This is a genomic window from Pseudomonas fluorescens group sp. PF-1 (genome assembly GCF_054481335.1).
This window is the reverse complement of sequence record NZ_JBTMNG010000001.1, coordinates 46803-61294: the sequence shown is the minus strand read 5'-3', so window position 1 is coordinate 61294 and position 14492 is coordinate 46803. Positions and strand designations below refer to the sequence as shown.

At 60.1% G+C, this 14492-nt stretch carries 13 protein-coding genes; 6 read left to right on the top strand and 7 right to left on the bottom strand.

Annotated features, from left to right (window positions below; genetic code table 11):
- Nucleotides 1-65 precede the first annotated feature (65 nt).
- From ACX3YD_RS00310 to ACX3YD_RS00300, 3 genes are read left to right on the top strand one after another with little or no spacing between them, the layout of a single operon-like run.
- Nucleotides 66-1031: an HlyD family secretion protein gene (locus ACX3YD_RS00310; RefSeq protein ID WP_103402889.1), complete on the top strand. Its 966-nt coding sequence runs from the start codon at nucleotides 66-68 to the stop codon at nucleotides 1029-1031.
- Nucleotides 1028-3751, top strand: coding sequence for a ribosome-associated ATPase/putative transporter RbbA (rbbA, locus tag ACX3YD_RS00305; protein WP_103402890.1), 2724 nt, complete (start codon nucleotides 1028-1030; stop codon nucleotides 3749-3751). Before ACX3YD_RS00310 ends, rbbA begins: the two co-directional genes overlap by 4 nt.
- Entirely contained in the window at nucleotides 3751-4869 is a 1119-nt protein-coding gene (locus tag ACX3YD_RS00300) for an ABC transporter permease (protein WP_103402891.1), read from the top strand. The genes rbbA and ACX3YD_RS00300 overlap by 1 nt, the downstream gene beginning before the upstream one ends.
- Nucleotides 4870-4957: 88 nt before the next feature.
- Here ACX3YD_RS00300 and ACX3YD_RS00295 read toward each other — a convergent pair whose 3' ends face one another.
- Nucleotides 4958-5365 (bottom strand): flagellar basal body-associated protein FliL, encoded by a 408-nt coding sequence (locus tag ACX3YD_RS00295; RefSeq protein WP_047534823.1) that lies wholly within the window; start codon nucleotides 5363-5365, stop codon nucleotides 4958-4960.
- Between the two features lie 150 nt (nucleotides 5366-5515).
- Between ACX3YD_RS00295 and ACX3YD_RS00290 the strand changes: the two genes are divergently transcribed.
- Nucleotides 5516-6493 carry an NADPH:quinone oxidoreductase family protein gene (locus ACX3YD_RS00290; RefSeq protein WP_458959032.1) on the top strand — a complete coding sequence of 326 codons (978 nt, stop codon included), beginning with the start codon at nucleotides 5516-5518 and terminating at the stop codon, nucleotides 6491-6493.
- 112 nt (nucleotides 6494-6605) lie between these two features.
- Here the strand turns inward: ACX3YD_RS00290 and ACX3YD_RS00285 are convergent, their stop codons facing one another.
- Nucleotides 6606-7274, bottom strand: coding sequence for a gamma-glutamylcyclotransferase (locus tag ACX3YD_RS00285; protein ID WP_103402892.1), 669 nt, complete (start codon nucleotides 7272-7274; stop codon nucleotides 6606-6608).
- A gap of 352 nt (nucleotides 7275-7626) precedes the next feature.
- On the opposite strand from ACX3YD_RS00285, the gene ACX3YD_RS00280 reads away from it, so the two are divergent.
- Complete coding sequence (locus ACX3YD_RS00280; protein ID WP_458960379.1) at nucleotides 7627-8103, top strand: sn-glycerol-3-phosphate transporter; 477 nt, start codon at nucleotides 7627-7629, stop codon at nucleotides 8101-8103.
- Between the two features lie 99 nt (nucleotides 8104-8202).
- Here the strand turns inward: ACX3YD_RS00280 and ACX3YD_RS00275 are convergent, their stop codons facing one another.
- From ACX3YD_RS00275 to ACX3YD_RS00255, 5 genes are all read right to left on the bottom strand, one after another.
- Nucleotides 8203-9171: a CDP-6-deoxy-delta-3,4-glucoseen reductase gene (locus ACX3YD_RS00275; protein ID WP_103402894.1), complete on the bottom strand. Its 969-nt coding sequence runs from the start codon at nucleotides 9169-9171 to the stop codon at nucleotides 8203-8205.
- Entirely contained in the window at nucleotides 9171-10637 is a 1467-nt protein-coding gene (ubiD, locus tag ACX3YD_RS00270) for a 4-hydroxy-3-polyprenylbenzoate decarboxylase (protein ID WP_103402895.1), read from the bottom strand. Before ubiD ends, ACX3YD_RS00275 begins: the two co-directional genes overlap by 1 nt.
- A 142-nt stretch (nucleotides 10638-10779) precedes the next feature.
- A complete protein-coding gene (rho, locus tag ACX3YD_RS00265; RefSeq protein ID WP_017845130.1) occupies nucleotides 10780-12039 on the bottom strand; it encodes a transcription termination factor Rho in 1260 nt (419 codons plus the stop codon).
- Nucleotides 12040-12287: 248 nt separating this feature from the next.
- Entirely contained in the window at nucleotides 12288-12617 is a 330-nt protein-coding gene (trxA, locus tag ACX3YD_RS00260; protein WP_003206727.1) for a thioredoxin TrxA, read from the bottom strand.
- Nucleotides 12618-12736: 119 nt separating this feature from the next.
- Complete coding sequence (locus ACX3YD_RS00255; RefSeq protein WP_103402896.1) at nucleotides 12737-13444, bottom strand: FadR/GntR family transcriptional regulator; 708 nt, start codon at nucleotides 13442-13444, stop codon at nucleotides 12737-12739.
- Nucleotides 13445-13700: 256 nt separating this feature from the next.
- On the opposite strand from ACX3YD_RS00255, the gene ACX3YD_RS00250 reads away from it, so the two are divergent.
- Nucleotides 13701-14486, top strand: a complete 786-nt coding sequence (locus ACX3YD_RS00250; protein WP_047534861.1) for a transporter substrate-binding domain-containing protein — start codon at nucleotides 13701-13703, stop codon at nucleotides 14484-14486.
- The last annotated feature ends 6 nt before the right edge of the window (nucleotides 14487-14492 follow it).

Below are 14492 nucleotides of genomic sequence, written 5' to 3'. Positions count from 1 at the left end.
CGGGTATCAAATCGCCTCGGTGCTCGATCAGTCAGACTAGGACGCAACAGTCGCAGGATGCCCGCATGTCAACACACAGTCGCTCTTCGATTTTCTTCGCCAGCTCGTTGATGGTTTTGCTGATGGCCGCCGGAGGCTTCGGTTACTGGAAGTCAATGCATGACCGCTTGCCTGAAGGCTTGTACGTCGGCAATGGCCGCCTCGAAGCCACTGAAGTACAGATCGCCAGCAAAACACCCGGGCGACTGGCAGAGGTGCTCGTCGATGAAGGCGACAAGGTCACCAAGGGCCAACTGTTGGCCCGCATGGATACCCGCACCCTCGAAGCACAGCGCAACCAGGCTGAAGCCGAGGTGTTGCGTGCCCGGGAAAACCTTTCCGCCGCCCAGGCCAACGTGCAACTGCGCCAGAGCGAACAACTGCTGGCTCAACAGGAGCTCAAGCGCTCTCAGGAATTGATCAAACACGGTTTCGTGAGTGGCCAGATCGTCGATCAACAACAGGCGCGCCTGGACACCGGCGTCGCTGCAGTCGCCGCGTCCAAAGCCCAGGTCTCGGCGGTCGGTGCGACAATTGGTGCGGCCCAGGCTCAAGTGGCGATGTTGACCAGCGAAATTGATGACGCCAGCCTGCGCGCACCCATTGACGGGGTCGTCCAGTTGCGCATGGCCGAACCCGGCGAGGTGCTGGGTGCCGGCGGGCGCGTGCTGTTGCTGATAGACCCCAGCGACCAGTACATGAACCTCTACCTTCCTGCCTCCGTTACCGGGCGCCTGGCGGTTGGCGATGATGCGCGAATCCTGCTCGATGCCCTGCCCGACCGCCCGCTGCCGGCCAAAATCAATTTCGTCGCCGCCAAGTCGCAATTCACTCCCAAGGAAGTCGAAACCCGTGACGAACGGCAAAAACTGGTGTTCCGCGTCAAACTGCGCCTGACCGATCCAGGCGCCCTGCCCCAGGCCAAGCCGGGCATGCCCGGTGCCGGTTATGTGCGCACCGCACCGATTGATTGGCCGGCCAAACTGCAATGAACGGCCTGGCGCTGCAGGCCACCGGCATCAACCACCTGTATGGCAAACAGCAGGCCCTGACCGACATCAGCTTCAGTCTGCCGACCGGCACACGCTGCGGCCTGATCGGACCGGACGGTGCAGGCAAGTCGAGTTTGCTGGGTTTGATCGCGGGCGTTAAAACCCTGCAACAAGGGCAATTGGAGGTGCTCGGCGGCTCGATCCAGGACCGTCGCCATCGCAATAGCCTCTACCCGCGTATCGCCTTCATGCCTCAAGGCCTGGGCGGCAACCTGTACCCCGAGCTGTCGATCAGCGAGAACATTCAATTTTTCGCCACACTGTTCGGCCTGTCAAAAGCCGAATGCGACCAGCGCAGGCGCAGCTTGCTGTTGGCCACCGATCTGTTGCGCTTCGCCGATCGCCCGGCCGGCAAACTGTCTGGCGGCATGAAGCAGAAGCTTGGCCTCTGCTGCGCGCTGATCCACGAGCCGGACCTGCTGATCCTCGACGAACCGACCACAGGCGTCGATCCCTTGTCCCGGCGGCGCTTCTGGGAACTGGTGGACGATGTACGGCGTCAACGCCCGCAACTGACGCTGCTGGTGGCTACCGCGTACATGGAAGAGGCCGAGCAATTCGAACATTGCCTGATGCTCGACGGCGGTCGTTTGATCGCCACGGGCCTGAGCAGCGAATTGGCGGCCGTCACGCCCGGCGGCAAACTCGACGAGGCGTTCACCCATTTCCAGGGCGACAGTGGCCACGATAACCAGCCACTGGTGATTCCCCCCCGGCCCGGCTCCACCACCGACATTGCCATCGAGGCTCACGACCTGACCCTGCGCTTCGGCGATTTTACTGCCGTGGACAAAGTCAGCTTCGCCATCGGTCGCGGCGAAATTTTCGGTTTCCTCGGCTCCAACGGCTGCGGCAAAACCACCACCATGAAAGTCCTCACCGGACTGATGCCGGCCAGCGAAGGCAGCGCCACGTTGCTGGGCAATCCGGTGAACGCCAAGGACCTGGCCACGCGAAAACGGGTCGGCTTCATGTCCCAGAGCTTCTCGTTGTATGGCGAGCTCAGCGTGCGACAAAACCTCGACTTGCACGCCCGCCTGTTCGATTTGCCCAAGGCCGATAGCGTCCAGCGCATCGACGAACTGATCCAGCGCTTCAACCTGGGCGGCGTGGCCGACCAACAATCCGGCGCTTTGCCCTTGGGCTTGCGCCAGCGGCTGTCGCTGGCCGTCGCGGTGCTGCATCGTCCGGAAGTCCTGATCCTCGACGAACCCACTTCCGGTGTCGACCCGGCCGCGCGAGACGACTTTTGGCGACTGCTGATCGAACTGTCCCGCGAGCAAGGCGTGACGATTTTCCTCTCTACCCACTTCATGAACGAGGCCCAGCGCTGCGACCGTATCTCGCTGATGCACGCTGGCAAGGTGCTGGCCTGCGACACCCCGGCGGCGCTGCAACAACAGTTCAACGGCGAAACGCTGGAAGCAGCGTTTGTCACCTGCCTGGAACAGGCTCAGGGAGCAACCGAAACACCAGCTGCGCCCACCCCGGACCCTGCACCTGTCACACCGGCCAAGCCGATGAAGGAGCGCCGTTTCAGTGTCGGGCGCCTGGTGGCCGTGGCCACCCGCGAAGGCAAGGAGTTGCTGCGCGACAAAGTGCGAATGGCCTTTGCCATGCTCGGGGCCATTTTCATGATGGTGATCTTCGGCTATGGCATTTCGCTGGACGTGGAAAAACTCGCGTTCGCCGTATTCGATCAAGACCAGACGCCGCAAAGTCGCACCTATCTGGAGGCGTTTCGCAGCTCTCGCTACTTTGCCGAACAATCCCCCATCCACGACACGAAAGAACTGCACCGACGCCTTCAACGCTCGGAAATCAAACTCGCGCTGGAGATCCCGCCGGGGTTTGGTCGCGACCTGTACGCCGGACGCCAGCCCGCCGTAGCCGCCTGGCTGGATGGGGGCATGCCGTTTCGTGCCGAGACCAGCCGTAACTACGTGGAAGCGGTGCACCAGTCAGTCCTGGAACGACTGGCCGAACAGAGCAGTCGCGCACGGAATGCGCCCGCAGCGGCCAAACTGGAAACCCGATTCCGCTACAACCAGGACGTGGTCAGCGTCAACGCCATCGGCCCCGGGGTGATGGCGCTGATCCTCGCGTTCATCCCGGCCATGCTGACGGCCCTGGGGATCGTGCGGGAGAAAGAGCTGGGATCGATCACCAATTTCTATGCCACGCCACTGACCCGACTGGAGTTCCTGTTGGGCAAACAGGCGCCGTATCTGGCGATCAGCCTGATCAATCTGGCCGTGCTGACGGCGATGAACCGCTGGCTGTTCGGCGTCCCCTTCAAGGGCAGCGGGCTCACCCTGGCCTTCGGCGGACTGCTGTACGTACTGGCGACGACCAGCATGGGCCTGTTGATCTCGGCATTCACCCGCACCCAGATCGCCGCGATCCTCGGCACCATGATCATCACCAGTCTGCCGACCATCCAGTTCTCCGGGCTGATCGTGCCGCGCTCCTCCCTTGAGGGTGCGGCGGCGGTGATGGGGATATTGTTTCCGGCCGGTTATTTCCTCGATATCACCGTCGGCACGTTTACCAAAGCGCTGGACCTGCGGCAGCTGTGGCCGCAATGCCTGGCGCTGTTCGGGTTCTTTCTCGGGTTCACCGGGCTGAGCCTGATCATGCTGAAAAAGCAGGAGGCCTGATGCACAAGCTCGCTCACATCTTGCGTCTGGGCATCAAGGAGCTGACCAGCCTGCGGCACGACAGCGTGTTGCTGGTCTTTCTGTTCTACGCCTTCACCGTGGCGATCTACATGCCGGCGGCCGGCTCGGTGATTGGCGTGCACAACGCCAGCGTAGCGATGGTGGACGAAGATCACAGTATGCTGTCACGACAACTGGCCCAGGCCCTGCAACCACCCGAGTTTCAACACCCTGTAGCGCTGCCTTATGGGCAACTCGATCAAGTCCTGGACAGTGGCCGGTACACCTTTGTGATCAACGTGCCGGCGAATTTTCAGACGGATTTGCTGGCCGGTCGCCAGCCTGCGGTGCAAGTGAATGTCGATGCCACGGCCATGAGCCAGGCGTTCATGGGGGCCGGCTACATCGGGCGGATATTCCAGCGTGAATTGGTGACCTACAGTGGTCAGAGCGATCCCGCCAGCCAGACCCCCATCCTGCTGACCACCCGTTCGCTGTTCAATACGAATCTGGAAGGTGGCTGGTTCCTGGCCGTGATTCAGATCGTCAACAACATCACCATCCTCGCCATCGTCCTCACCGGCACGGCTCTGCTGCGTGAGCGCGAACACGGCACCCTCGACCATTTACTGGTGCTGCCGCTGACGGCGCTGGAGATCATGCTGGCAAAAATCTGGAGCAACATGCTCGTCGTCGTGGTGTGCACCTGGATTTCACTGGAAGTGATCGTCAAAGGCGCGCTCGGCGTACCGCTGGCCGGTTCCATGAGCCTGTTTTTGATGGTGACGGCCGTTTATCTGTTCGCCAGTACGGCACTGGGGATTTTTCTCGCGACCCTGGCCCGCTCGACACCGCAGTTCGGTCTGCTGGCCATTCCGGTCATCATTCCCATGCTGCTGCTGTCCGGCGGCAGTACGCCGCTCGACAGCATGCCGCAGTGGTTGCAGTGGGTGATGCAAGGTTCACCGTCGACACACTTCGTCAGCCTTAGCGCCGCGATCCTGTTTCGCGATGCGGGGCTGAGCGTGGTGTGGCCGGACTTGCTCGCGCTGACCGCCATCGGCCTGCTGTTCTTTGCGATCGCGCTGATGCGGTTTCGAAAGAGCCTGGCGTCCTGAAACGATGCTCCTGCCAGCCCCATGGCTGGCTGGTGATCGCGCGCCCGAAGGCGCGATCACCAGTAACCCAGCGCCTGTAGATCCGGCGTTACTGGATGATCAGGTTGTTGAACAACAGATCCTCGACCACCGGTTTGCCGGTTTCGTCAGTCATGACCTGCTGGGTTTGCTTCAGGGCTTCCTGACGCAATTTTTCCTTGGCTTCGACGTTATTCATCGTCTCGGTGGTCTGCTGGGCGAACAGCGCCACCAGTTGATTGCGGATCAGCGGTTCATTGGCTTTCACCGCTTTGGTGGCCTCGTCACCGGTCACGCGCAATGCCACGTCGGCCTTGTAGACCTTGAGCTTCGGCGTACCGTCCAACCCATAGTTGCCCACGAATGGCGGGCTGAGGGTGATGTAGTTGACCTTCGGAGCCTCACCTTCTTTTGCCTCTTCGGCCACCGCTGCCACAGGCAGAGACAGGGCCAGCATCAACACGATCCACGCTTTCACAATTCACTCCTTATCCGGTTTGCGGCCTAGCATAACGACCCGCCGCTCAAGCACAAGCTTATGGCTGACTATCAGGGCCGGGCATGCTCGTTGACCCCTCGACTCACACACCTACACTTATCGGCCATCACTCCCAAAGGAATAGCCCTGATGAAAGCCGTGCTGTGCAAAGCCTTCGGCCCTGCCGAATCGCTGGTGCTGGAAGACGTCGCCAGTCCTGTCGCGAAGAAGAACGAAATCCTGCTGGACGTGCACGCCGCCGGGGTGAATTTCCCGGACACGCTGATCATCGAGGGCAAATACCAGTTCAAACCGCCCTTCCCGTTTTCCCCCGGGGGCGAGGCCGCTGGCGTGGTGAGCGCGGTGGGCGAAAAGATCAGCCACCTGAAGGTCGGTGACCGGGTCATGGCCCTGACCGGTTGGGGCAGCTTCGCCGAACAGGTCGCGGTACCGGGCTACAACGTACTGCCCATCCCGCCTTCCATGGACTTCAACACTGCCGCCGCCTTCAGCATGACCTACGGCACTTCGATGCATGCGCTCAAGCAACGGGGCAACCTGCAACCGGGTGAAACCCTGCTGGTACTCGGCGCCTCCGGCGGTGTCGGTCTGGCCGCCGTGGAAATCGGCAAAGCCATGGGCGCCCGGGTCATCGCCGCCGCCAGCAGCGCCGAAAAACTCGCCGTGGCCAAGGCCGCCGGCGCCGATGAACTGATCAACTACAGCGAAACCAGCCTCAAGGACGAAATCAAACGCCTGACCGATGGCCAGGGCGCCGACGTGATCTACGATCCGGTGGGCGGCGACCTGTTCGACCAGGCCATCCGCGCTATCGCCTGGAATGGTCGCCTGCTGGTGGTGGGCTTCGCCAGCGGACGCATCCCCGAACTGCCGGTAAACCTCGCCCTGCTTAAAGGTGCCGCCGTGGTCGGCGTGTTCTGGGGCTCATTTGCCCAGCGTCAGCCACAGGACAACGCGGCGAACTTTCAGCAATTGTTCGGCTGGTTCGCCGAAGGCAAGTTGAAGCCACTGGTATCGCAGATCTACCCGCTGAGCAACGCCGCACAGGCCATCAATGACCTCGGCCAGCGCAAGGCGGTCGGGAAAGTGGTGGTGCAGGTTCGCTGAGCCTTCACCGGACACAAAAAAGGCCAGAACAACTGACGAGGTTGTTCTGGCCTATTCACTCGTAGCTCTAAAGCAACGAAGCGGGTGTGCAGGTAGTGTTTGCTACGCCCGCTCACATCGGCGGTGCATCCGCCTGATCGGACTTTGACTTGCAGCGCTTGAGTCGCGCTTCCAGATTCCGATCGGGCATGGCATGGCTACGCAGGGCGTGGGCGGTTTGCTCGACATAATCGCGAGTGGTGCCGTAGCGCCCGCACGCGTTTTCGAACACATGGCTGAGCACGTGATCCGGCAAGTTACCGGCATAGCTGGGCAGGTGCCGCTCCAGGACAAAACCCAACGCCTGAACCTGGCTGCCGTCTTCAAGGCGGCAGTTGAGCCAGTGCGGACGATAGGACGGAAAAGGCATCTCCCTTTTCCAGAGCGCATACAGCGAGGCCTCCAATTGCTCTTCCGGCAGTCGGTAGGCAAATCCACTGCAAGAGCCGCCACGATCAAGGCCAAACACCAGGCCGGGCATCTCCGGTGTGCCGCGATGTTCGTGGGACCACAGGTACAAGCCGCGATGGTAGCCGTGCACCCGGCCGCGAACCCGCTCAACCGCCGTGCATTCGGGACGCCAGATCAGAGACCCATACGCGAACAACCAGACCGGGCCGCCCTTGTGGCGTGCCATGGTCGACTGCATCGAGCTGAGCAATTGTTCGTGAGTGAGCTGCGGCCCCAGATCGAGCCGCGGAGGGTAAGCCAGATTCAGAAAAGTCGATTCAATGGCTGTCATGGCGGAAGTGTTCGGCCCCACAAGTATTACAAGATGTAGCAAATTTCGTTACATAGAACATATAGCAGTAACCGTAAAACGAAAAGTGCTAAGAGATGTATGACACTCGTGATACCACTAAATACCGGCAATCACCGCAGCCATCCCGTTTTATATAGCCTAATACTATTTTCAGAATGACTTAAATACCTGAATGACATATGCATAAGCATTCGGCCTGTTCAGGGCAGGTTCATAATACGCAGGAAATTTCCTACTGAACTCTCGGATTTTCTGCCTTCCCCCGTTGCCGGGCGCCCACGTATAACGACCTCCCCAGGCGCAAGCCGTAGTGTTTAACAGAGGCTGAATGATGAAAAAAGCGGGGCTTGTCGCCATGTTGTTAATGATCCAGGCCAGCCATGTAATGGCGACGGATGATGCACAACAAGACAAAGGCTTCTGGTATGCACAGACCAGCGTCTACACCAAACATTACTCGCCTGATCCCGACCACAATAACAATCAGGACCTGATTGGCATTGAACGCAATCAAGCCTCTGGCTGGGTATTTGGCGGGGCGACGTTTCGCAACTCGTTCCGCCAGCGCTCCAACTATGCCTATGTCGGTAAACGCTATGAGAGTGCCGAGTATCCGGTGTATCTGAAAGTGACCGGCGGACTGCTCCAAGGCTACAGCGGCCAGTACAAGGACAAGATCCCGCTCAACCACTTCGGCATTGCGCCGGTGATCATTCCATCCGTTGGCGCACACTACGGCCCGCTGGCCGCCGAGTTGGTATTCCTCGGCGCCAACGCGGCCATGGTGACCACGGGCATACGCTTCTAGAAAAGGCTTGCCGGGCGGCGATCAAAATCGTGGATCAAGATCGCGGATCAAAATCGTGGATCAAGATCGCGGATCAAGATCGTGGCTCAAGATCGCGGCTCAAGAGCGCGGCGCGTACGCAAATACGTCGGCGCGCATCTGATGGGCGTCCATCCCGGCCTCGACCAGCGCATCCAGCGTGCCGTAGACCATCGCCGGCGAGCCACTGGCGTACACGTGCAGCGCCTTGAGATCGGGAAAGTCTTCGCAAACGGCTTCATGCAACATGCCGCAGCGCCCCTGCCATCCGCATTGATCGCTAACGACTTTATGCAGGAACAGATTGGGCAACTTCAGCCATTCGTCCCAATGCTCGATTTGATAAAAGTCTTCGGGACGACGCACCCCCCAATACAGATGCACAGGATGCTTGAAGCCGGTGGCGCGACAATGTTCGATCAAGCCGTGGACCTGGCCCATGCCGGTGCCTGCGGCAATCAAAACCAATGGGCCGTCCGGCAACTCGGCCAGGTGCGTGTCGCCGAACGGCATGTCGATCCGCACCATCGCGTCGCGCTGCAGTTGCTTGATCAGGTTTAGCGCACTGGCTTCACGCGCCAGCACGTGGATTTCCAGATCACGCCCGGAGGAAGGGGCCGAGGCCAGGGAAAAGGACGACTTTTCGCCGTTGTCCCGATGAATCATCAGGTACTGGCCGGCATGATAGCGCGGCGGCTTGCCGGCCGGGGCCCGCAGTCGGACCCGCCAGGTATCACCGCCGACGTCGGTACAACTGGTGACCTGACACGAAAGACTGCGCACCGGCAATTCTCCCAGCGCGAGCACGCCATCCCACAGCACGATGCAGTCTTCCAGCGGCTCTGCTATGCAAGTGTAGAACTCGCCATGGTCGCGCACACCGCCGTCCTGTTCGACACGCCCTTCCACCAGCAGCGCGGCACACACGTGGCAATTACCGTTACGACAGCTTTGCGGGCATTCATAACCCAGACGGCGTGCGCCATCGAGAATCCGCTCGCCGGGCAGAATATCCAGCACTGCTCCGGAGGGCTGCAAAGTTACACGCATCAATCTATTCCTAACTGATTCCAGATGGCATCGATCCGTTTGGTCACGGCTTCGTCCTTGACGATGACCCGACCCCATTCCCGCGTCGTTTCGCCCGGCCACTTGTGCGTGGCATCGAGCCCCATCTTCGAGCCCAGGCCGGACACCGGAGAGGCGAAGTCGAGGTAGTCGATCGGCGTGTTTTCGATCATCACCGTGTCGCGCTTGGGGTCCATGCGCGTGGTGATGGCCCAGATCACGTCGTTCCAGTCCCGTGCGTTGATATCGTCGTCAGTGACGATAACGAACTTGGTGTACATGAACTGTCGCAAAAACGACCAGACGCCGAGCATTACCCGCTTGGCGTGGCCCGGATACGACTTCTTCATGGTCACGACGGCCATGCGATACGAGCAACCTTCAGGCGGCAGGTAGAAATCGGTGATCTCCGGGAACTGCTTCTGCAGGATCGGCACGAACACTTCGTTCAGCGCCACCCCGAGAATCGCCGGTTCATCCGGTGGACGCCCGGTGTAGGTGCTGTGGTAAATCGGCTTGATGCGGTGGGTAATGCGCTCGACCGTGAACACCGGGAAGCTGTCGACTTCGTTGTAATAGCCGGTGTGGTCGCCATACGGACCTTCGTCCGCCATTTCGCCTGGATGAATCACGCCTTCAAGGATGATTTCAGCCGTGGCCGGCACTTGCAGGTCGTTGCCACGGCACTTCACCAGTTCGGTTCGGTTGCCGCGCAGCAGGCCGGCAAAGGCGTACTCTGAGAGGCTATCGGGCACCGGGGTCACGGCGCCGAGAATGGTCGCGGGGTCGGCGCCCAGGGCCACAGCTACAGGGAACGGCCGGCCCGGATGCTTCTCGCACCATTCACGGTAATCCAGCGCGCCACCACGATGGCTCAACCAACGCATGATGACCTTGTTGCGGCCAATCACTTGCTGGCGATAGATACCGAGGTTCTGGCGATCCTTGTTCGGGCCCTTGGTGACGGTCAGGCCCCAGGTGATCAGCGGGGCAACGTCGCCAGGCCAGCAGGTCTGTACCGGCAACATGGCAAGATCGACATCGTCGCCTTCAATGACCACTTCCTGGCAAATGGCATCTTTGACGACCTTGGGCGCCATCGAGATGATCTTGCGGAAGATCGGCAGCTTGGACCAGGCATCTTTGAGCCCCTTCGGCGGCTCGGGCTCCTTGAGGAACGCCAGAAGCTTGCCGATTTCGCGCAGCTCGCTGACCGCTTCCGCGCCCATACCCAGTGCGACGCGCTCAGGCGTCCCGAACAGGTTGCCGAGCACTGGAATGTCGTAACCGGTTGGTTTTTCGAATAACAGTGCCGGGCCCTTGGCGCGTAGCGTACGGTCACAGACCTCGGTCATTTCCAGCACAGGGGACACCGGAACCTGGATGCGCTTGAGTTCTCCGCGCTGTTCCAGGCCGCTGATAAAGTCGCGCAAGTCGCGATACTGCATGCGTGAGCCTCGTTTTGGCCGTGGCGTTCGGGGGCTGGCAGTTTAGCGCCGAACCCTTCGGTTCAGAACCACGAACTGGCGTTTGATCAAAAATCAGATAGCAAAAAGCCGGGTTTCCCCGGCTTCTGCAGACCTGACCGACTTACTTGCGCTTCATCGACAAGAAGAACTCATCGTTGGTCTTGGTCGTTTTCAGCTTGTCGATCAGGAACTCGATGGCAGCCACTTCGTCCATCGGGTGCAGCAGCTTGCGCAGGATCCACATGCGCTGCAACTCGTCGTCTGCGGTCAGCAACTCTTCGCGGCGGGTGCCGGAACGGTTGATGTTGATCGCCGGGAAGACGCGTTTTTCGGCGATACGGCGATCCAGAGGCAGTTCCATGTTGCCGGTGCCTTTGAATTCCTCGTAGATCACTTCGTCCATCTTCGAACCGGTTTCAACCAGTGCGGTGGCGATGATGGTCAGCGAGCCGCCTTCTTCGATGTTCCGTGCGGCACCGAAGAAACGTTTCGGTTTCTCCAGGGCGTGGGCATCGACACCACCGGTCAGCACCTTGCCGGAGCTCGGGATCACGGTGTTGTAGGCACGGGCCAGACGGGTGATGGAGTCGAGCAGGATCACCACGTCTTTCTTGTGCTCGACCAGGCGCTTGGCCTTCTCGATTACCATTTCGGCAACCTGCACGTGGCGGGTTGGCGGCTCGTCGAACGTCGAGGCAACCACTTCGCCGCGCACGGTGCGCTGCATTTCGGTTACTTCTTCCGGACGCTCATCGATCAGTAGCACGATCAGATGAACTTCAGGATTGTTGCGCGCGATGTTGGCCGCGATGTTCTGCAGCATGATCGTTTTACCGGCTTTCGGCGGTGCAACGATCAGACCGCGCTGGCCTTTGCCGATCGGGGCGCACAGGTCGATGACACGACCGGTCAAGTCTTCGGTGGAACCGTTACCGGCTTCCATCTTCATGCGCACGGTCGGGAACAGCGGGGTCAGGTTCTCGAAGAGAATCTTGTTTTTCGCGTTTTCCGGACGGTCGAAGTTGATCGTATCGACCTTGAGCAGCGCGAAATAACGCTCGCCTTCCTTCGGAGGACGGATCTTGCCAACGATGGTGTCACCGGTGCGCAAGTTGAAGCGACGGATCTGGCTCGGCGAGACGTAGATATCGTCTGGGCCGGCGAGATAAGAGGCGTCTGCAGAGCGGAGAAAGCCGAAGCCGTCCTGGAGAATCTCCAGCACGCCATCACCGGAGATTTCCTCGCCGCTTTTCGCGTGCTTTTTCAGCAGGGAGAAAATCACGTCCTGCTTGCGCGAACGGGCCATATTTTCTATGCCCATCTGTTCGGCCAATTCGAGCAGTTCGGTAATCGGCTTTTGCTTGAGTTCAGTCAGATTCATATAGGAATGACGTAATCATTTATGGAGGGGGGAAATTAAGCTTTTGGCTTAATGAGGCCGCGCCGCAGAGAAGGCGACAGGATCGCGTACTTATTCGAAAAGGAGAGCGTCGGCGACGGCTAGCAGGGGGCACTGGAGAAACCAGTGCGGGGCCGAATGTAACACCTGAGTTTCGGAGCGTCTAGCCCTCAGCAACGAAAAAGGCCCCGCAATTTGCGGGGCCTTTTTCAATAACACGACATCGATGCTTAGATGTTGGCGTCGAGGAAGGCCGCCAACTGCGACTTCGACAGCGCGCCGACCTTGGTCGCTTCAACGTTGCCGTTCTTGAACAGCATCAGGGTCGGAATGCCACGCACGCCATGCTTGGCCGGGGTTTCCTGGTTTTCGTCGATGTTCAGTTTGGCAACGGTCAGCTTGCCTTTATAAGTCTCGGCAATTTCGTCCAGAACAGGAGCGATCATTTTGCAAGGGCCACACCATTCAGCCCAGTAATCGACCAGTACAGCGCCTTCAGCCTTGAGTACGTCGGCCTCGAAGCTAGCGTCGCTAACGTGTTTGATAAGATCGCTGCTCATGGAATTCTCCGGGGTTGTAAGCAAAAACGTGGCCCATCATAGCCGCCCTTCCCGTGTTCAGGAAGCCGCAGATGATTGAGTCTCGCTATGGTGTTACATGAGTTTGGGTATAGCCCAAGTCACGCCATGGCGGGAGCGACGAAAGCGATTCCAGTGCGCAGGGCGGCATTGCGCACATGCTCATGCATGGCTTTCTGGGCGGCGCCCGAGGCCCGCCGGGCCAGCGCACGAAGGATTTTACGGTGCTCCTGCCAGGTCTCCATGGCCCGCTCGGCCCGGATGAACGGTAGTTTCTGGCTTTCCAGGAAGATGTCGGCACTGGCGGTCAGGATGCTCAGCATCGCCTGGTTGCCGCTGGCGAGCAGAATGCGCCGATGGAATTCGAAGTCCAGACGCGCCGCGGCCTCAAAGTCCCCGGCCTTCAGTTCGTTGCGCATGGCGGCGACATTATCTTCCAGCACATCAAGCTCATCGGTGCTCAAGGTCACGGCAGCCAGCCCCGCAGCGAACCCCTCCAACGCATAGCGCAATTGAAAGATATCCAGCGGCGAAGCCTGGGCCGCGAACGGCCAGCTCGGCGCGCCCTCGCCTCGCGGCAGTTCCACGGGCGACTGCACGAACACGCCTTTGCCCGGCTGGATACTGATGACACCCAACGCACTGAGCGACGATAACGCTTCACGCAACGACGCCCGACTGACCCCCAATTGCACCGCCAGGTCCCGTTGCGAGGGCAAGGCATCGCCCGGGCCGAAACCCTGTTCGGTGATCAGTTTGCGGATGGCTTGCAGCGCCACTTCAGGTACGGCGCGGGAGATCGAATTCATGGTTTTCCAGACGAACCAGGCCAATGTGCGGGTAGTTGTAAAGCTATTCACGGCGTCCGGCAAGTCGTGCCCCATGGGGGTTCGGCGATTTTCACAGATGCGCCATCGAGGTGCGAAACAACACCTGACTGTTCAGACCAGTAAGACCTTGCCACACCAGTAAAACCGCGGCCTGGCAGCCGGAAAACCCTATCTTGGCATGCCCCGTGCTCTGTCGAATCGCAGAAATTACTCCTCGCCGATTCGGAGATTTGCCATGATCCAGCGTTACAGCGCCCTACTCGCTGCCCTGTTTGCCAGCCTGATGCTGAGCCAGGCACCCGCCCACGCCGACGGCCTGGAAGATGTGCTCAAGCGTGGCGTCCTCAAAGTCGCCGTGCCTCAGGACTTTCCGCCCTTCGGCTCAGTCGGCCCGGACATGAAGCCACGCGGCCTCGACATCGACACCGCGAAGCTGCTGGCCGACCAGCTCAAGGTCAAACTCGAGCTGACGCCGGTCAACAGCACCAACCGGATCCCGTTCCTGACCACCGGCAAGGTTGACCTGGTGATCTCCAGCCTCGGCAAGAACCCCGAACGTGAAAAAGTCATCGACTTCTCCCGGGCCTACGCGCCGTTCTACCTGGCCGTGTTCGGCCCGCCAGACGCCAACGTCAAGAGCCTGGACGATCTCAAGGGCAAAACCATCAGCGTCACCCGTGGCGCCATCGAAGACATCGAACTGACCAAGGTCGCCCCCGAAGGCGTGACCATCAAGCGTTTCGAGGACAACAACTCGACCATCGCCGCTTACCTGGCCGGTCAGGTCGACCTGATCGCCAGCGGCAACGTGGTGATGGTGGCGATTAGCGAAAAAAGCCCGAAACGCGTGCCAGCGCTGAAAGTGAAGCTCAAGGATTCGCCGGTCTATGTCGGCGTGAACAAGAACGAGCCGGCACTGCTGGACAAGGTCAACCAGATCCTCGTCACCGCCAAGGGCGATGGCGCCCTGGAGAAAAACGCCCTGACCTGGCTGAAAGAACCGCTGCCGGCCGACCTCTGACTCTGC